15 protein-coding genes are annotated in these 18,106 nt (G+C 54.1%); 5 read left to right on the top strand and 10 right to left on the bottom strand.

All coding sequences use genetic code 11. The features are described from left to right. Window positions 1-6: 6 nt before the first annotated feature. Entirely contained in the window at window positions 7-1,230 is a 1,224-nt protein-coding gene (locus M8Q36_RS16930) for a diguanylate phosphodiesterase (protein WP_249881658.1), read from the bottom strand. A gap of 333 nt (window positions 1,231-1,563) precedes the next feature. Here M8Q36_RS16930 and ycgZ point away from each other — a divergent pair, with 333 nt between their 5' ends. From ycgZ to M8Q36_RS16955, 5 genes are all read left to right on the top strand, one after another. After that, complete coding sequence (gene ycgZ, locus M8Q36_RS16935) at window positions 1,564-1,803, top strand: regulatory protein YcgZ (protein WP_016495733.1); 240 nt, start codon at window positions 1,564-1,566, stop codon at window positions 1,801-1,803. 147 nt (window positions 1,804-1,950) lie between these two features. Beyond that, window positions 1,951-2,259 (top strand): hypothetical protein, encoded by a 309-nt coding sequence (locus M8Q36_RS16940; protein ID WP_249881659.1) that lies wholly within the window; start codon window positions 1,951-1,953, stop codon window positions 2,257-2,259. A 41-nt stretch (window positions 2,260-2,300) separates the two neighbouring features. Further along, window positions 2,301-2,579, top strand: a complete 279-nt coding sequence (locus M8Q36_RS16945; RefSeq protein ID WP_249881660.1) for a biofilm development regulator YmgB/AriR family protein — start codon at window positions 2,301-2,303, stop codon at window positions 2,577-2,579. A 108-nt stretch (window positions 2,580-2,687) separates the two neighbouring features. Continuing rightward, entirely contained in the window at window positions 2,688-2,840 is a 153-nt protein-coding gene (locus M8Q36_RS16950; protein WP_160269839.1) for a hypothetical protein, read from the top strand. Next, window positions 2,840-4,381, top strand: a complete 1,542-nt coding sequence (locus tag M8Q36_RS16955; protein WP_249881661.1) for an alpha/beta hydrolase — start codon at window positions 2,840-2,842, stop codon at window positions 4,379-4,381. Before M8Q36_RS16950 ends, M8Q36_RS16955 begins: the two co-directional genes overlap by 1 nt. A gap of 118 nt (window positions 4,382-4,499) precedes the next feature. Here M8Q36_RS16955 and M8Q36_RS16960 read toward each other — a convergent pair whose 3' ends face one another. The 9 genes from M8Q36_RS16960 to M8Q36_RS17000 all read right to left on the bottom strand — a co-directional run bounded on the left by M8Q36_RS16960 (window position 4,500) and on the right by M8Q36_RS17000 (window position 18,103). Continuing rightward, window positions 4,500-6,203: a dynamin family protein gene (locus M8Q36_RS16960; RefSeq protein WP_249881662.1), complete on the bottom strand. Its 1,704-nt coding sequence runs from the start codon at window positions 6,201-6,203 to the stop codon at window positions 4,500-4,502. Further along, on the bottom strand, window positions 6,200-8,437 hold the full coding sequence (locus M8Q36_RS16965; protein ID WP_249881663.1) for a dynamin family protein: 2,238 nt from the start codon (window positions 8,435-8,437) through the stop codon (window positions 6,200-6,202). Before M8Q36_RS16965 ends, M8Q36_RS16960 begins: the two co-directional genes overlap by 4 nt. A 13-nt stretch (window positions 8,438-8,450) precedes the next feature. Then, window positions 8,451-10,136, bottom strand: coding sequence for a dynamin family protein (locus tag M8Q36_RS16970; RefSeq protein ID WP_249881664.1), 1,686 nt, complete (start codon window positions 10,134-10,136; stop codon window positions 8,451-8,453). A gap of 373 nt (window positions 10,137-10,509) precedes the next feature. Further along, window positions 10,510-11,823, bottom strand: coding sequence for a cation:proton antiporter (locus M8Q36_RS16975; protein ID WP_249881665.1), 1,314 nt, complete (start codon window positions 11,821-11,823; stop codon window positions 10,510-10,512). Window positions 11,824-11,972: 149 nt separating this feature from the next. Further along, window positions 11,973-14,366 (bottom strand): phosphoketolase family protein, encoded by a 2,394-nt coding sequence (locus tag M8Q36_RS16980; protein ID WP_249881666.1) that lies wholly within the window; start codon window positions 14,364-14,366, stop codon window positions 11,973-11,975. Window positions 14,367-14,504: 138 nt separating this feature from the next. Continuing rightward, window positions 14,505-15,395 (bottom strand): oxidoreductase, encoded by an 891-nt coding sequence (locus M8Q36_RS16985; RefSeq protein ID WP_249881667.1) that lies wholly within the window; start codon window positions 15,393-15,395, stop codon window positions 14,505-14,507. A gap of 20 nt (window positions 15,396-15,415) precedes the next feature. After that, complete coding sequence (locus M8Q36_RS16990) at window positions 15,416-16,243, bottom strand: EamA family transporter (protein WP_249881668.1); 828 nt, start codon at window positions 16,241-16,243, stop codon at window positions 15,416-15,418. Between the two features lie 74 nt (window positions 16,244-16,317). Beyond that, a complete protein-coding gene (gene gcvA, locus M8Q36_RS16995; RefSeq protein WP_249882793.1) occupies window positions 16,318-17,223 on the bottom strand; it encodes a transcriptional regulator GcvA in 906 nt (301 codons plus the stop codon). A gap of 91 nt (window positions 17,224-17,314) precedes the next feature. Further along, complete coding sequence (locus M8Q36_RS17000) at window positions 17,315-18,103, bottom strand: phosphotransferase (RefSeq protein ID WP_249881669.1); 789 nt, start codon at window positions 18,101-18,103, stop codon at window positions 17,315-17,317. Window positions 18,104-18,106: the final 3 nt, after the last annotated feature.

The raw sequence follows: 18,106 nt of genomic DNA on the forward strand, positions 1-18,106 counted from the left end.
CACAGCTTATATCATCTCATCTCTTTTTTCTGGCCAGGCCACGGCCGGTATGCCGTTTACATCCGGGCGCGCGAAAAGATGCCCCTGGAACTGAGAAATACCCGCCGATTCAAGCCACATCCACTCTTCCGCCTTTTCGACGCCGACCGCGGAAATAGCAATTTCCAGCGAGGTACAGCATTTGATAATCGCCTGGACAATGGCCTGGCGGGAGCCACTTTTGTGCACGTCCGCAATCAGGGCGCGGTTGATTTTGATTCTGTCCGGCTGGAATTGCGTCAGCAATACCAGCCCGCCAAACCCGGCACCGAAGTGATCGATTGCCACACGAATACCGGCACCTTTTAGCATTTTCACCGCCTGGGTAAACGCATCAATGCATGAAAACACGGCGCTTTCGTTAAATTCCACGATGACCTGTTCAGGAACCAGCCCGTGCTCTTTAATCGCCTGCACAATAAATTCAGTGGCATCAGGCACCTTTACCAGCGTCATGGGCAGCAGATTTACCGAGAGCGTCTGCGCACCCAGCTTTAACGCCGCTGCCATCGCGAAGGCGACACGCTTACTTTGTAAATCGGCGGTGTAAATATCATCTCCGGCCATATCGTCGAACCAGTCCTGCGGCGAGCCGCCTACGCGGGTGCGCAGCAGGGCTTCGACAGAGACAATCTGGCGGGCAAAGGGGTCAACAATGGGCTGGAAAGCAAAATGGCAGTTGGCGTGGCTATCCGGGACGCCTGGCGGCAGGGTTATCGCGTTGCCATCGGCAATAAACTCCCAGGCATCGCCCGGTGGAATTTCGTAGTAGAACTCTTTCTCGCTGTCTTCAACGAAGGTCTGAAAGAACTGCAACGCGCGATCGCCGTAGGTCAGTTGGTATCGCGTTGTGCCTTTATCAAACACGGTCTGCAATACCGCTTCACGGTCGTGATCGCGCAAGTCGAACAGTTCCATTCCCGTTTTACCGAAGCGTCTTGACGGTGCGTAGTCCCTAAGTACTTCGACCAGATTGTAATGGCGGTCATCGTTACAGATGTCCTGATAAATAGCCGCAACGTTTTCTTCAGGCCCTTCAAGCAGTTGAAAGAAATGCGTGCCATTGAACAGCAGGATCCCCGTCACGCTGGCCTGACCATTTTTGATATTGGCGGCTGCGACCATCTCTTCAAGCAGCGTAAACGAGACATGGTCATGCAGGTGGCTGCGGTAAATGATGGTGGTAAGCATAGGAGTTCCGGCGGGAGATTTAGGAATATTTACCTTAGCAGAAGATAGCCAGGACGTCGCGCCGCTATTCCATTTGTTTTCAAATAGTTCGCGTATGTCCGCAGGTGATTATGCAGAAATGTTAACAACTAAACAGACGCCGATACAGGTAATTTGTACAAGTCCGTTGCGTCCGAATGCTTTTGTTTTTGTGTTAACTTGATGATTTATATCGATTTATAGAGTGTTTCTATAGGGGGCTAATTATTTTGTACAATTTCTATGTACATATTAGCAATCTTTGTATAACTTTAATTGTACTTTCCTGACTCATGGACTTTAGAGGATTAACAGATGCAACAGAATGGTTTTCTTCCAAACACAGCGAATGCGGTTACGCGCTATTTTGATAAAGCCACGCTGCCAACGCAGCAAGAAACATTAGGACGCATTGCTGTCGAGATCCTGACCGAAGGCCGCAATCTGAACCGTAAGGCTATTTGTACCAAATTGTTGTCGCGGCTTGAAAAAGCATCTGGCCCGGAAGAGGAGAGCCACTATCACACGCTGATTGGTTTGCTGTTTGATCGTTAAGATGAAAAGACTAATCGCGATAAATGACCTGGTTATTTGAGTCAATTCTCACGGGGCGCCATAAGCTCTGGCAGAACGCTACCACGTGAGAATTGGCTTTATGCCGCAATTGCACTTCGGCAACGGGCGGCAACCCGAGATGCAGTTATGAACAGTAGTGAAATAGAGCAACTGACAGATGAACTTATCGGAGTGGCCGTGTTGTCGCTCCTGAAAGACAACTCTCCTATCAGCACCCAGGCACTGATAGCCCGGCTGCGTTCGATGGAGAGCAGTGAACCTGACAGCCAACGGCGCAAGATGCTGGGGCGTATTATTGCCGAAATCAGCAATAACACGCTGGGCGAAATGCGCCATGGCGCAGACGCGGTAGGCATGGAATGGAATGAGGATCGCAGGGATAACATTTATCCACTGTTTGGCAACAAGCAGCCGGACAGTAGTAAAAAACACTGACTTAAGTGCTGATAAGCATGCACTCAATATGGGGTAATGAAATGAGCCAGGCTATGCTTGAAAGTTCTGATGGGTACGAAAATCTTTCTGATCTTTCTCTCATGGAATATTTTCGCAGCGGTGGTGAAAAACTTGCAGAGGAATCCGCCATTCTTGGTGTCGCCATCAGACGCATAGTCGCAGCCGATGAACGGATAACCCATAAGGCGTTGATTCTGGAGCTAATCCGGATGATCGAAAGCACGGATGATGTGGTACGAAGCGACATTATCCGCAATACGCTGGAAATTGTTGTACACCATACGACGGATGATATCTGACCTCAGGAACGAGGGGTTATTGCCACCGACCGCGAAACCAGACGGTGGCAATAATCTGCCAATAGCGGTTTTTTGCCTTCCTTTATTGGCTTCTACTGGCTCCACTTGTTGAAAACACCATTTGCCAACACCTGCCACACCAGGGTTTTTTTACGCTTGCCTGCCGACGTAGTGATTTGCCGCAATCTGAAAAGTGGCACTATTCTCTGTGCACTGTTTCGTAACGGCATCGCCGCGCCTGGTGGCGACAAAGGGCAATAATGTCAGGTTTTAAACTCATCCCACTTGCCAGAAAGCTTGCCGTTGGGCTGCTTGTGCTCGGCATCGTTTTTTTTATTGGCCGCGTTTATCAGTCGGAAAAAGGCCCTTCATTGCAGCCCTGGCACCGCTGGTCTGCTGATGAAATGTCTGCCGAAGCGATCGACCGCGCCAGTTTTGCCGACTATCTGGCGCGCGAAGACACGCTTTTCCGCGACATGAAAAACCAGCTCACGGATGCGCTTAGCGACGATGAGAAAACACCGCTTAACCGGTTTTACGGGCAAAGCCGGGTTTACCCCGCCGGTTTTCAACCCAACTGGAACCGTTCTCAGGTATTGATGCCGCAAGGCACTATTCGCGGCGCGGCGGTGTTGCTGCACGGGCTGACGGATTCGCCTTACAGCATGCGTTACCTGGCGCAGACCTGGCAGCAGCATGGATTTGTGGTGGTGGTGCCGCGCATGCCGGGGCACGGAACAGCACCGGGCGCGCTGACGACAGTGGATCGCGACCAATGGCTGGCGACCCCGCGACTGGCTGTGCGGGAAGCCACAAGGCTTGCGGGATCGTCTGTCCCGTTGCATCTCGTCGGCTACTCGAACGGGGGCGCGCTGGCGATTCAGTATGCGCTGGATAGCCTTGGCAACACTGCGCTGCGCCGACCACAACAAATCATTCTGTTATCGCCGATGATCGGCGTCCCGTCCTATGCGCGTTTTGCCGGGCTCGCTGGCTGGCCTGCGGCGTTTCCGGCCTTTGCTAAAGCGGCGTGGCTTAATGTGGTGCCCGAATTCAATCCCTATAAATACAATTCGTTTCCGGTTAACGCCGCCCGCCAATCATGGTTGTTAACGCAGGCGTTACAGCAGCAGATCCAGCAGGCCGCGCGCAGCGGACAGATAAAAGACTTGCCGCCGGTGCTGACGTTCCAGTCGGTGATGGATTCGACGGTCAGTGCCCGCGCGGTGATTGATGCGTTGTACCGCTATCTGCCGCCAAACGGCAGCGAGTTAGTGTTATTTGATATCAACCAGGCGGCCAATGCCGGTGCGTTGTTTCGCCCGTCATCCTGGCAGGCAGTGAACACATTGCTGCCCGCGCCGCCACGTCGCTACACGACAACCGTCATTGCCAATGCCGCCGCCAACAGTTTTGATACGGTTGCCCGCACGACGCCCGCGCAAGCGATGCAGGAGACACAGGAGGACTTACACATCGCCTGGCCGCCGGGGATGTTTTCGCTGTCGCACATTGCGCTGCCGTTTCCACTGAATGACTCCCTGTACGGCCTCTATCCGGCGCAGAGCAACCAATACGGCATAAGCCTCGGCGCCATTTCGCTACGCGGCGAAACCAATACGCTGGCGGTGAGTCTTGATACGCTGATGCGCGCCAGTTCCAACCCGTTTTTCCCGTGGATGATGGCGCAGATAAACCAGCGCATTGCGTGCAGCGATAATAAAGATATCGCGGCGTGCATCAATGCTTCTCACCAGCTGCCAGCAGATAGGGCTGTCGCGGGGGAAAACCAACCGCATTAAGCGGCTTGAAATGGTTTCGGCAATGCGCAACATGGTAAAAAAGGCCCGAAACAGGGCCTTTGTACATCAGGAGAGCACATTCAGCGAGGGGTTAAACGCCGTGCTTCGTTGGGCAATATCAGCCTGGCTGAGTAAGCGTAATGGCCTCGCGCAGTGCTGTCCTGAAGGCGGCGCTTAACTGTTGTGAACGCTCAATGAGTTTCTGCAGCCGTGCCTCGTCAGCCATTTGCGGGTTGAAAAATTCGATCACGGGCTGAAGCTCTTTTAACGCTTTGGCGCCGGAATCCGCGAGGGTTCTGAATTGCAAATCCTTGAGCCTGACGCGTAACAATTGAATATTATCGATATCGCTTTGCAACGCTTTGTTATAGGCGCTAAACACGCGATCAATTTTCTCTTCATAAGCCGATGTGGTGTTGAACCGCGTATTGTGGTTTTTCAGGAATGCGTCCAGCGTACAGCCTTTCGTGGCATAGCTTGTTCGTCGCGTCGATGAGTAGGCAGTCATGCCGGCATAACCAATCCCGGCGAAAAGCAGTTCGTCGGCCACGGTTTCTATGATCGCCTCAATGTCTTCCTGCGGTTTCACATCGGCTTTATTCAGAACCACGTAAACATCGTCAGCGGTAAAAGCACTCTGGCGAATAAATTCTATGTCAGACTGGGCAATCGTTCCGGCGGGATCCAAACCAATCACCCAGATCATTGCGGAGCACTGCGTAAGGAATTCAAGGGTTGTCGAGCGATCGGCTGCTTCCGTTCTGTTAACCGCTCCGGGATTATACCCAGGGGTATCAACCAGGCAGATGTGCTCAAATAACGCCTCATCCATTGGCGCTTGCAGGCTAATTGTCGGCATCACGGTGCGCAGATCGAAGCCAAAGGCCGCCAGATAATCATGCGATAACGCTTTATACAGTTTGCTGCTTAAAGGCACGTTGCAACCGTTTTTGGCGTAGCCGCAGATGCGGGAGTCTGGCGCGTAGACAACAAAGCTCGGGATCACCGTAACGGGATTAATACCGGTCGCCAGCTTCAGGGATTTATCCTGAATAAAGCTATTGATGAACTCCGATTTGCCGCTGCTGAACCCGCCTGCAACGCCGACAACCGTTTTACCGGCGGCCGCCGGGAAGGTGTTGAGTTGCTCAAGGTCAGCCAGCACGTTTTGCAGAATAAGCAACGCGCCAGCTTCATCCGCCAGCGATGATTCTTCAGCAGCGAAGGAGGCATAGTCGCTATGCAGAAGCTGGCGGAATGCCTCCAGCCCCGCATTCCGCGAAGGTTGCGCAGATAAAATGGACTGCAGCAGCGCGAAGCGTTCACTCAGCGTCAGGTTATCATGATGAAGCTGGGAGTAATCCTGCTGGAGCTGCTGATGCGACACGTCCAGTTGCTGCTTAAGTTCCTCCAGCACGTGCAGACTGGCGCGGTTTTGCGATAGCAGCGTTTGCGTGCTGGTGATTGTCTCGTCGAGCACTGCCACTTTTTCCACCAGCCGCTCGTTACGCAGATTTTGCTCAATGCGCTGTGCTTCGAGCGCGTTGATTTGGGTGGTCAGCACCTGTTTTTGTTGTGCCATATCGTGCTGATGTTGTGCGTTGAGATGCTGTAGCTGCGCTTGCTGCTCCGTTTCCAGGTGCGTCAACTGCTGCTGATGGTTGAGTTTCAACTCCGCGACTGTTGTGCCAACCTGTTTTTCGTAGTCACTCAGCGCGCGCGAGACGGTTGCGGCTAGCGCCTTACGCTTAAAGCACCAGAAATGGCTGAGGGTATCAAGATCGGTAAAGACAGCTTTATCAATATGTAGCGCGTCACTCATTTTCTCACTCCCTGAATCTGCGTCGCAAAGCGCTGTAAGCGATCAAGGGTCAGGGTACTGTTCTCAACTTGATTCGCAATTTGGTGAATTTTACCGTCCAGTTCAGCGACAAAGACTGATGAAATGGTGTCGGGTAAAGTGCTTTTTATGCGGGAGAAATAGTGATCAATATCGTCATAAACGGTTTGCCGGACATTGGCGACAAAATCATCAGCTCTGTCTATATACTCGTCGGCCGCATTTCCCTTCAGCCTGCCTTTTGGTGCGAGCTCAGGCGGAACGGAGATATTCAATAAAAACGTTTGACGCGGTAATTTTGCTGCCACAGAGAGAATAACATCGGCAATCATCACCGCCTCACATTCTCCCTCGAGGATCTCGTTGATAAGCGGGGTGACATTTTTACTGATCGCGATTTCCAGGCCGCTATGTTGTTTAACGGAGGCTTCTTTTAATTTTTCCCCCACCTCGTGCACAAACCCTTTTAACGCCACCGACGTCGGGCCGGTATGGATAATTGTCTCCGTTTTGCTAACCGTTTCAGTCCCGCCGCCCCATAATTTGCGCGCAACCCAGTTATATGCGCCTGATTTTTCGCGCGTATATTGCGTTGTTTCACTGGTGCTTTGGTCGCCGATAGCGCTGCGGGTAACCTGGAACTGCTTATCGGCTTCCCGGTTCAGTTCGGCAATCACTTCCCGATAGTAGTTTTCAACGCAGTCGCGATAAGTCCGGTTGAGCCGTTTATCAAGAATATTGCTTTTACCTTTCAGCGCCGCGCTTTGTTTTGCCAGCGCGTCTAAATCTGAGCTATTAATCAGCGTCATACGCTGCTCGATCTGTCGCAGAAGCGCCTCGGTAAACTCCGCAACCACCTGGTTTTTACGCGCGACCAGTACCTGCATTTTTTCACGAATAATGTCGTCTTTTTTGCGGCGAACCGCCTCTATTTTGCGGTGAATGTTGTCGATGTTCGCAAGCAAAGCCAGGCTGTGTTGGGTGAGCTGTTGGTTTTGCAATGTAAAAAAGTCGGCGTAGTCGTTGGTCAGATTGTCCCAGGTCTTGGTCTCGTTCGCATCCCACGTCTCGGGCGTTGCCAGCCGGTGAGAAAGCCCATACGCCACACCTGAACAGTGCAAAAGGTGTTCTTGCGGAGCCCGAATGATGCTGTCAAACACAGCGCCGACTTCCGGATGATGTTGCTTGAGGTTTTTCAGCGTGCTGGTCGCTCTGTTGATGAGCGAGTTTTTGATATTTTCAAGCGTCTGGTTCAGGTGAGGGCGCTTTTCACTGCCATACAGTTGGGTATCAATCTGGCTGGCGACTAACACCAGTTCCTGCACACCCTCTTTAGCGGTGATACGTCCCATGACTTCCAGATCGTTTTCATTCAGAAACTGCCCTGCCGGGCTGATAATAAACACCACATCGCAGGTTTTCAGCAACTCCACGGTGCGCGCTTCACGCGACTGGACAGGGTCATTCATCCCGGGCGTGTCGATAACGCTTATATCCTTGAGTGAGGCGAGCGGCATTGAAATATGGACGACTTTCGTGAAGGGCATATATTTCCCCTCTGCGCCAACATAGTTAAGCAGCTCTGTGGAGAGGGCTTCACAATTTTCTGGCTCAATGACGCCGACATACTCAAGGTCCGCAAGGGTTAACCCCGATTTTTGCATACGCGTATATTGATCATGGGACGCGCAAAGCTCGGGGTACGAGCTCTGGATTTCCTGCAGGGCTTGCCGGGTTATATGCGCCGTTACCCGCGACTCATCTGATGTTGCGGATGTGAGCGGACGGGAGGCGAATTCTGCGTATTTTCTGTCGGTTATTTTTTTTAATTCAAAGGTATATTTGTTTGCATTGTGTTCGATTTGCTTGAGATCTTCGACCGTAAAAAATTCCACCTGTGCGCGAAAATGCTCGCCATAAGAAAGCGTGGTTAATGCCGCTGTCATTGGCGTCGCCGCTTTAGGCAGGACGTTTTCCCCGTCAAAGAACAATGCGTTGAGCAGCGAGGATTTTCCCGCTTTGACGCGCCCAACTATACCAATATTAAGCAAGCGCCCGTCGGTACTGATTTTTTCAAATGCGGCAGATAACGCGCTGGCCGAATCGAGGCAATGTTGGTGCTTTAATTGCTGAATTTCCTGTTCAAAGAGATCGAGTACGTTGGGAAAGAGCGCTTCGAGTTTTTGCGTCTTCTCGATCAAATATTGATATTCCATAACCGTGTCCTGCTTAACGATACAAGTAAGTTGTGGCCAGCGCTTGCAGGGCAAGCGAAAGCTGCTGCAATGCGTCAAGTTGTTGGTCGATAGATGCCTGTTGCTGTTCGCGCTCTTGTTGGTAGGTGCTAATTAAGGTACGTTGCTGATTAATTTGCCCTTCAAACTCATTACTCACGGTATTCAATAAGGTTTGCAATTGCTCGTCGACAATTTCGGGCAAGGCTTTACGAAGCTCACTTTTGATGCCGGGAAACACGCTATTCATTAGCTTATCGCGTGCTTTTTCCTCGGCGTTGAGTGAAGAGAAAAAGCGAATAATATCAGGCAAAAAGACGATAGCTAACTCCAGCACCGGGTTGAGGACATTGGTCGTGATGGCCAGAATAGAGGAGAGCACCCGGTAGGCTTTTCCGGCGCCTTCTTTACTGGGGAATTTTTCACTGAGGGTTTCGACGAAACCGCTGACAGCTTTCAACTTTCCTTCTGTTTTATCAGCAATATTTTTCGCCCAGTTATCATCCAGCGCCACCATCATGGTATTACTTTGGGCGAGGCTGACGGCAATCTCTTCAACCAGCTCGGCAGAAATCTGGTCCATTTCTCGTTTTAACGTATTCGTTAAGTTCGAACGCATGATGTCGACAATTTCTCGCTCCAGTGCAGAAGGGGCATTGCTGGTGGCGGCGAGCTTAGCCAGACGATCAAGTTGGTTATGCAGATCGCTATCAATCGCGTTGATAATGCGGGTGATGAGCGGCCCGGAATAGCGCCAGGTCAGTTCTTGCTGCGTGCGATTACGTTGCCTGAGCAGATCTTCCAGCGCCTGTTCTAACGAAACAATGGCATTATCATTATCTTTTTTGCTGTTTTTAACGACATTGCTGGCAAAGTTAATTTGACTGAGCAAATCGATATTCTGATCTTTCAGCCGATCGATAAACAGATTGTGGAATAGCCGCTCGGGATCAATCGCGACCAGGGCATCATAAAAAGCCGTGGCCGATTTATTGTCCAGCGGAATAACGCTCATGTCTTTATCAAAATAGAGTTGCAGTTGCTCTTCAATAAAGCCTGAGACCTCCTGAACCTGTTCTGGCGCACGTAAATTGGTCTTGCTCAGAACAAAGGAAAAATCGCTGTCGAAGGTTTTAATACTGTCGAGATGACGCAACATGGATTGTGTTACGGTTCCATCTTCAACACTTGTGACCACGATGAAATGCACACCGCGCGGAAGATAATAGGCCAGCGCTTTGTTATGGTTTTCCAGTGACGAGCCATAGCCAGGCATATCCACCAGCACTAAAGGCGCAATCGCTTTCAGCGCGGGGTTGTCGATATGCAGGCGCAAATGTGAGTAATCCGCTGAGTTTTTATTGACATCAGCCAGGGCCTCTACTGGCAAACGCTCTTCGCTGCCATCATGGCGGATGGCTTGCAGCCAGGGATTTTCGCCATAATGCAGTTCCGTCGCCAGTTCTGTTTCCGGCGCGATCCCCACCGGCAAGATATCCATGCCCAAGAAGGTATTGAGCAGCGTACTTTTACCGGCGCTGAACGCGCCAATAACCGGGAGCAAAAGTTCGGTATTTTCAAGTTGCGAGAGTAATGCGCGATCCCAGGTAAGTTCTGATCCCTGTATAAGCGTGGTTAGCTTCTGCATATATTCTGTAAATTGCTGCTGTGTGTTAAGCATTAATACATCATCCCTTTTAGCAAGTTCGTCGTAATCGCTACGCGAAGGTCGTTCGAAAGCGGATAAATACGCTGTTGTTTTTTTCTTGTCAGCGCCAGGTCTGGCTAAATAGGCACCAAATCGATTATTTACTCCTGGCAATTACAGGGAAAACCGCAAGTTCAAGGGGATAAACGTTATCATCGTGTCGTGACAGCCTGTGTCAGTGGCAATCTTTGGCATCGGCACAAAAATGAAAAAGTTAAATTTTTTTACAGATGAAAAGGGAATAACGGACAGAACATAACCGTTATTCTCCTTTGGTTCTGATGATACGCGCACATGCGCATCGCGACAGGATATTTTGCCGTTATGCCGTATGAATATCTCGCTTTCAGCGCGGTTCCTGTTTTCGCCGCAGGGTGAGTAACGGCGTGACCGAAATCCCATGTACCAGTACGCTTAACGTCACGATGGTGATGGCGATATCGGTGATCGCTCCCGCGTTCTGAAGGCCATGCGTCCAGGCGTAGGCGATATAGTTAAGACTGCCGATCCCGCGGATACCCAGCCAGCCAAGACTTAACCGATGCAGCACGGATTCACCCGAACGCCAGGTCAGCAACCAGACGGCGAGGGGGCGAATGATGATAAACACGGTGAAGGCTAACAGTAGCGCGTTGGCATCCCAGTGGCGTGACAGTGTCACGCCAAGCACGATCACCAGCCCGGCAGCCAGCAGCCGCTCAACGGTATCGCCAAAGGAGAGCGCATCGCCCACCACCAGACCGACGGATTTGATCGGGTTATGCTCTTCGAGCCCGTGCCGGGTATGCGGATTCACCTGCATCTCGGCGGGCAGGTCGTGATCATCCTCGCTGGTATGGCGTTTTTGTACGCTCATCTCCGCACTGCGCAGGCCGATACCGGCAGCGAACGCCGCGAGAAAACCGGATGCGCTGAGCATCATCGCCAGCGAAAAGCTCAGGCAAATCAGCGCCAACGCAATAAAATCGCTCGGTGCCACTTCCCCCTGCGCATGGCGTGAGCGCGTGGCGACCAGGCCAATTAAGCGTCCGAGAACAAAACCGATACCCAGCCCGCCGACCAGCGCCCAGAGCAGATCGACACTCAACCAGTGAAACCATTCATCGGCGCTGATTGCGCCACCGGCTTTTTGCCAGACCAGCGCCAGCATCAAAAAGGGCAGCGCGGTGCCATCATTGAGACCCGCTTCACTGGAGAGCGCGATCCGCAGGCGGTCATCATCCTGCGCATCGTTGATAGCCACCAGGCTTGCCAGCACCGGATCGGTAGGGGCGAGAATGGCCGCCAGCGCCAGCGATAAAGGCCACGAGAGATCGGCCATAAAATGGGCGGCGAGCATAATCCCGGCTATGGTTAGCAGCATTGCGGGCAGCGCCAGCATAATGCCCATTCGCCAGTAAGGTGAGGTGAGCGGCAGGCGGATTTTTAGCCCGGTGATAAAAAGCGACGCCGCCATTGCCATTTCGGTTATCCGGCTGGTAAGCGGGGCGTGGCGAACAATATCGATGCCAATCAGCCCCAACACCCACGGCCCGCAGGCGATGCCCACCAGCAGATAGAGGCCAAAAATGGGCACCGGGACACGGCTTATCCAGCCGTAAGAGAGAGACATAAACAACAACAAACAACCCGCCGCAGCGGTCCAGGCCAGATATTCCATACAGCTCCCGAGCAAAATCATCTTCTTAACAGGTATAGCTGCTACCAAAAGATGTGCCAGCAGAGTGCTCCCTAATGCCAGCACGCCGCGCCTGGCGAACGGCGTGCTGGTAACGCATGGAACATTACGCGTGCAAGTTGCACGCCTGTTTACTCCGGTACGTTGCCTTCCCCTTGCTGCGATGGCCATTTCCAGTTCTGCACTTCGGGCAAGTCTTCGCCATATTCGCGAACATACTGATGGTGCGCGGCAATTTTTTGCGCCAGATCCTCCAGGATGTCATCCGCTTTACCCTGCAACGACGGCACGCGCAAAATCGCCTCCTGCGCCAGATGAAAACGATCCAGTTCATTGAGCACGGTCATATCAAATGGCGTAGTGGTGGTGCCTTCTTCCATAAAGCCGTGCACGTGAAAATGGCGGTGATTGTTGCGCTGATAAGTGAGGCGGTGAATCAGACTCGGGTAGCCGTGGAAGGCAAAAATCACCGGCTTATCAGCAGTAAAAATCGCTTCGAAGGCCGCTTCGCTCAGACCATGCGGATGCTGATCCTGGGTTTGCAGCGCCATGAGATCCACGACATTCACCACCTGAACACGCAGTTCCGGCAGGTAATGACGCAGCAGATCGACCGCGGCGAGGGTTTCCATGGTCGGCACGTCGCCGGCGCAGGCCATCACCACATCCGGGGTTTCATTCCGCTGCACGTTTCCAGCCCACGACCAGATCCCCATCCCTGCAGCGCAGTGTTTTGCCGCGTCGTCGAGGTTTAGCCACTGAGGCGCAGGCTGTTTCCCGGCGACGATGACATTAATGCGATCCCAGGTTTTCAGGCAGTGGTCGGCAACACACAGCAGCGTGTTGGCATCCGGCGGCAGGTAAATGCGCACAATATCCGCTTTTTTATTGGCGACATGATCGATAAAACCGGGGTCCTGATGACTGTAGCCATTGTGATCCTGGCGCCAGACATGCGAGGAGAGCAGGTAGTTGAGCGACGATATCGGCGCGCGCCAGGGCAAGTTGCGCGTCACTTTCAGCCACTTCGCATGCTGGTTAAACATCGAGTCGACAATATGAATAAACGCCTCATAACAGTTGAACAGCCCGTGACGCCCGGTTAGCAAATAGCCCTCAAGCCAGCCCTGGCATTGATGTTCGCTCAGGATCTCCATCACCCGGCCATCGCGCGCCAGTTGCTCATCATAGGGTTTAAGCGGTTCCTGCCAGGTGCGATTCGTTACATCGAACACTTTACTCAACCGGTTGGAGGCCGTTTCGTCGGGGCCAAAAAGCCGGAAATTATCGCGGTTGCGTTCGAAAATACCGGCCAGATAGGCGCCCAGCGCGGCGGTGGATTCCGCCTGCGTCTCGCCCGGTGAGCTTACTTCGACGGCGTAGTGATGCAGGTCCGGCGTCACCAGCTCCCGGCGTAAACGACCACCGTTGGCCCACGGCGACGCGCCCATGCGCTTATCGCCGACCGGTGCCAGTGCCTGTAGTTCTGTTTTGAGTTGCCCTGATGCATCGAAAAGATCGTCTGGCAGATAGCTGCGCATCCACTGTTCCAGCAGTTGCCGGTGTTCATCGTTTTCACGGCATGACGAGACCGGAACCTGGTGCGCGCGCCAGAAATCCTCCACTTTCTTACCATCGACAGTTTGCGGGCCTGTCCAGCCTTTGGGGCTGCGCAAAATGATCATCGGCCAGCGCGGCACGGTGGTCTGCGCGTTACCGCTTCGCGCCTGTTGCTGATAGTCACGGATGCTGTTCAGCGCCTGTTCCAGCGTTTGTGCCATCTGGCGGTGCATCCTGGCGGGTTCATGGCCGCTGACAAACAGCGGTTCGTAGCCGTAGCCGCGAAAGAGCTGTTGTAAATCATCATCGCTGGTGCGCCCGAGAAGCGTCGGGTTGGCAATTTTGTACCCGTTCAGGTGCAGGATCGGCAGCACCGCGCCGTCGCGGGCAGCGTTAAGAAATTTTATGCCGTGCCAGCTCGAGGCCAGCGGGCCGGTCTCCGCTTCGCCATCGCCTATCACGCAGGCGGCGATGAGGGACGGGTTATCGAACACCGCGCCAAACGCATGAGCAAGTGAATAACCCAGCTCGCCGCCTTCATTAATCGAGCCCGGTGTTTCGGGTGCGGCGTGGCTGGGAATGCCGCCGGGGAAGGAAAACTGGCGGAACAGCTTCTTCATGCCCTCGGCGTTCTGGCTTATCTGCGGGTAAATTTCGCTGTAGCTTCCCTCAAGCCAGGTGTTGGCCACCATGCCTGGCCCGCCATGGCCGGGGCCGCAAATATAAATCATATCGAGATCGCGCTGGCGAATGGCGCGGTTGAGATGAACATAGATAAAATTCAGCCCCGGCGTGGTTCCCCAGTGGCCCAGCAGGCGCGGTTTGATGTGTTCTGGCCTGAGCGGCTCGCGCAGTAGCGGGTTATCCATCAGGTAGATTTGCCCGACAGAGAGATAATTGGCTGCGCGCCAGTAGCGATCAAGCAGCTGAATTTCGTGGTCAGAGAGAGACGATATCTGTGTCATGCTTTCCTCGCGTCGTCAGAAGGTAAACCAGGCGTTGCCCTTGCAGGCGAACAAATTTCCCTTTAAGCCTGGCACACCGTGTTTTCTGATGACGAAATGAACAGCATCACGCTCCCTTTTTCGCGCAAAGCCGGACGATCAACCGGGTCCTTCACTGCCAGCGGCCAGCAGCGGAACCACCACATCGCTGATGGGCGTGGCAATGCCATGCGTGCGACCATAGCGCTGCACCACGCCGTTACGGATATCCCACTCCAGCGGGCGATTCGCCTGGCGGTCGGCGAGAATTGACGTCCCCAAATCAGCAGGCGCACGGTGAAAACCGTCCACAATCTCCTGGGCCACGTTATCGCTGAGCATCGCGCCTTCCGCCCGCGCCACGGTCAGGCATTCACGCAGGTACGCCAGCGCCAGCGCGGTGATATCCTCGCGTGTGAACATGCCGGCGCGGCGATTGGCGAGCACCATCAGACCGGCGACCGCATTCTGCAACAGCTTGCGCCAGGCGATCGACGTAAAATCCGCTGACAACTCCACCGCGCAGCGTGTGTCGCTGAGTGCTTTCACCACCCGTTCTGCCTGCGGCACGTCCGGCAGCGTCAGGCGCGGTTTAGCGCGCAGCCAGACAGAGGCATCCGGCTCACGCTGCGCCGGGAACCAGACGACGGACGGCAGCACGCTTGCGCCGTTGACCAGTGGAGCGAGCTGGTTTTTTTGCTCGACGCCATTTTGCAGCGCGCACACAACGGTGTTTTCATCGCATAACGTCGCCAGCCAGCCGGCGCTCTGTGCAACCTGCGTGGTTTTCACCGCCACAAACACCAGATCGAACGGCTTATGCAGCGCTGCCGGATCGCTCAATACCGGGCCGGGCACCACAATTTCCCCCTCATCGTGGCGCAGAATCAACTGCGGGTGGGCGGTTCGCCCGCACAAAACGGGTGCGCGGCCCACTTCATGCAGCGCCGCCGCGATAGTCGTGCCGATAGCCCCCGGGCCAAGCAGCGCAATTGTCGGACAATGAGACATGGTGAGTTCTCCTGATGTGATTAACCAATCATTACCGTGCCGGTCGCGATCACCGTACACGCCAGCATTTTTCTTAGCGTTAAGGTTTCGCCGAGAAACAGATAACCCAGTAGCGCGGCAAACAGAACGCTGGTTTCACGCAGCGCTGAAACTGCCCCCATTGGCGCGGTCGCCATCGCATAAATAATGATGCCGTAAGCCAGCAGCGAAACCAGCCCGCCGGCGGCGGCAGGCAATACATCGGGACGCCAGCGCAGTAAACTTTTTGCACCGCGAAGCCCGATATAGAGCGCGGGCATCAGCGCGCCCCATAACGCACTCATCCACACGGTATAGGCGATGGCATTACCCGCGATGCGCACACCAATGCCATCCACCACGCTATAAGCGGCGATAAACACGCCAGTGACCAGCGAATATGTCAGACCCGGCAGCGCCAGACGGCGGTGTTGCAGGGCAAGCAGCAGAATACCGCCGGAAATCAACCCAATGCCAGCCAGCGCGTTCACGGCTACCTTTTCCCCGGCAAACAGCGCCGCCGCCGAGGTCACCATCAGCGGTGAAGAACCGCGCGCAATCGGGTAGGTTTGCCCGAGATCGCCGCTCTGATAACTGCGTACCAGAGACAGGTTATAACCGACATGCAGCAGCGCTGACAGCAGCGCGTATTTCCAGCTGGCATAAGCCGGCAAGGGTAAAAACGGTGCCACGGCAATGCAGGTGAGGGCTATCGTCGCGCACATGATGGTCATCGACCATAAGCGATCCGTGCCGCCGCGTAACAGCGTATTCCAGCTGGCATGCAGCAGGGCGGCGAATAACGTCAGCAAAACAAGGTAAGTGGGCATGTATCGATGCTAATCAGCACATGCCCGGATGAAAAGTGAAGTGTCATCACACCGGCATGAATAAATACTCATGCTTAGCGATAGTTAAGCTGTGCCTGTTGTGACTCTGCTAACAGCCAGTTGCGGAATGTCACAATGTGCGGCTGTGTTTCGATCCCCTGCGGGCAGACAAAATAATAGGCTGCCGGCGACGGGAAAGGCACGTCAAAAAGCCGCACCAGCGAGCCATCGGCGATCTCCTTTTCAACGTGCCCACTGCGCGCCAGCGCAATTCCCTGGCCCAGTAACGCCGCTTCGATGGTCATATTGGTATCGGCGAAACGCACGTTCTCATGCAGCACATCGGTATTCACGCCGACTTGCTTAAACCAGGCGTCCCATTTGGGAACCAGATCGGCGCCATCACGCGTCAGCAGCGGGTAGCGCAGCAGTTCGGCAGGTTCATCCGGCGTGCCAAAACGCTGCAAAAGTGCCGGGCTGGCAACCGGGAAAAGCTGCTCGCGGAACATAAATTCTGTATGCAGCGCCGGATAATTCCCGTGACCAAAGCGGATCGCCACATCGGCATCGGTGCTGGCGAAGTTAATGGCCTGATCGGTGCTTTCCAGCGTCACCAGAATTTCCGGGTGTAAGCGCGCCAGACCCGGCAAGCGCGGCAGCAACCATTTCAGCGCAAAAGAGTAAGTGGTGTTGACGCGCAGTCGCACCCGGCCTTTTTGCTCACGCAAATCCGCCAGCGTGGTTTCCAGTTTGCTGAAAAATTCACGTACCAGCGGGGCGAGCGCGGCACCGGCTGGCGTCAGACTGAGGGTCTTGCCGCGCTGAAACAGTGGTAATCCCCAGATTTCCTCAAGGTTTTTTAGCTGATGGCTGACGGCACTTTGCGTAATACACAGCTCTGCCGCCGCCGCGGTAAAGGTGGTGTGGCGGGTGGCCACTTCAAAGGCGCGCAGTGTCGCAGTGGGGGGAAGATCACGCATCATTCGGTTCCTGTTAATGAGCTAATGCTCATAACACCCTATGCCGAAACCGTGGTGAAAGCTACGCGAACCGAACAATAAACTACCGCGATCAGAGCAGGGTAACGGTGCTGTCTAACCAGACTGGCAGGTTTTCCCGGTACCAGTCGAGATAGCGCGGAAGATCGGTTTTCTGCCGCTCAGCAAGCAGCGTCACCACTTCGGTGACAATCCACGCTTTGGCGATGGCAATCTCCCGGCCGAGTTCGCGCGGTGTTGCATGATCCGCAATACGACAATAGCGCCCGGCAAGCGCCTGAAAAGCGTGTGTGGTGCCCATCCCTTTTATCAGCGGCGCGAGGTCAATCGCCGGGCTTCCCGTGGAAAATCGTTCCCAGTCGAAGAGCACCAGCTCGCCGTTATCCCGTCGTCCCCAGTTACCCGCATTGCTGTCGCCGGAAATTAACCCCGGATGGCGAAAGAGCACCTCGCTGGATTGCTGAAAACGGCGCAGTTGTTGCGAAGCCGGTTCCGGCAACGCCAGCAGCGCCAGCGATTTTTCCAGCGCGGAAACTGACCAGCTGTGCGGGTGATAGCGCCATGACGCCTCTGGCGCAACGCGATGCAAGCGAGCCAGCATCGCTAACACCTCATCACCTGCCACGGCATCCTGCGAAACCGGATGGGGAATATACTCAAGCCTTACTAACTGTCGCGCCGGATCGGCGAATAACAGCCCTGGCGAGGCAATCTTTGCCGCGTTGAGCCGCTGCGCCGCATGTTGATAGAAAGCATATTCAACTTCACTGACAGGATATTTCTCAATGACGCGCTGGCCATGCTCATCAACAAAAAGCGCCACCTTTGCGGCGCCCATTTTTGATAAATCCTTAGCTGTCATCCC

It is taken from the genome of Kosakonia sp. R1.Fl, assembly GCF_023516815.1.
Classification (GTDB): domain Bacteria; phylum Pseudomonadota; class Gammaproteobacteria; order Enterobacterales; family Enterobacteriaceae; genus Kosakonia.

What these genes read in the sequence shown, in the direction of transcription:
- M8Q36_RS16930 (WP_249881658.1), bottom strand. Translation starts at nt 1,230, where the DNA reads ATGCTTACCACCATCATTTACCGCAGCCACCTGCATGACCATGTCTCG.
- ycgZ (WP_016495733.1), top strand. Translation starts at nt 1,564, where the DNA reads ATGCAACAGAATGGTTTTCTTCCAAACACAGCGAATGCGGTTACGCGC.
- M8Q36_RS16940 (WP_249881659.1), top strand. Translation starts at nt 1,951, where the DNA reads ATGAACAGTAGTGAAATAGAGCAACTGACAGATGAACTTATCGGAGTG.
- M8Q36_RS16945 (WP_249881660.1), top strand. Translation starts at nt 2,301, where the DNA reads ATGAGCCAGGCTATGCTTGAAAGTTCTGATGGGTACGAAAATCTTTCT.
- M8Q36_RS16955 (WP_249881661.1), top strand. Translation starts at nt 2,840, where the DNA reads ATGTCAGGTTTTAAACTCATCCCACTTGCCAGAAAGCTTGCCGTTGGG.
- M8Q36_RS16960 (WP_249881662.1), bottom strand. Translation starts at nt 6,203, where the DNA reads ATGAGTGACGCGCTACATATTGATAAAGCTGTCTTTACCGATCTTGAT.
- M8Q36_RS16965 (WP_249881663.1), bottom strand. Translation starts at nt 8,437, where the DNA reads ATGGAATATCAATATTTGATCGAGAAGACGCAAAAACTCGAAGCGCTC.
- M8Q36_RS16970 (WP_249881664.1), bottom strand. Translation starts at nt 10,136, where the DNA reads ATGCTTAACACACAGCAGCAATTTACAGAATATATGCAGAAGCTAACC.
- M8Q36_RS16975 (WP_249881665.1), bottom strand. Translation starts at nt 11,823, where the DNA reads ATGGAATATCTGGCCTGGACCGCTGCGGCGGGTTGTTTGTTGTTGTTT.
- M8Q36_RS16980 (WP_249881666.1), bottom strand. Translation starts at nt 14,366, where the DNA reads ATGACACAGATATCGTCTCTCTCTGACCACGAAATTCAGCTGCTTGAT.
- M8Q36_RS16985 (WP_249881667.1), bottom strand. Translation starts at nt 15,395, where the DNA reads ATGTCTCATTGTCCGACAATTGCGCTGCTTGGCCCGGGGGCTATCGGC.
- M8Q36_RS16990 (WP_249881668.1), bottom strand. Translation starts at nt 16,243, where the DNA reads ATGCCCACTTACCTTGTTTTGCTGACGTTATTCGCCGCCCTGCTGCAT.
- gcvA (WP_249882793.1), bottom strand. Translation starts at nt 17,223, where the DNA reads ATGCGTGATCTTCCCCCCACTGCGACACTGCGCGCCTTTGAAGTGGCC.
- M8Q36_RS17000 (WP_249881669.1), bottom strand. Translation starts at nt 18,103, where the DNA reads ATGACAGCTAAGGATTTATCAAAAATGGGCGCCGCAAAGGTGGCGCTT.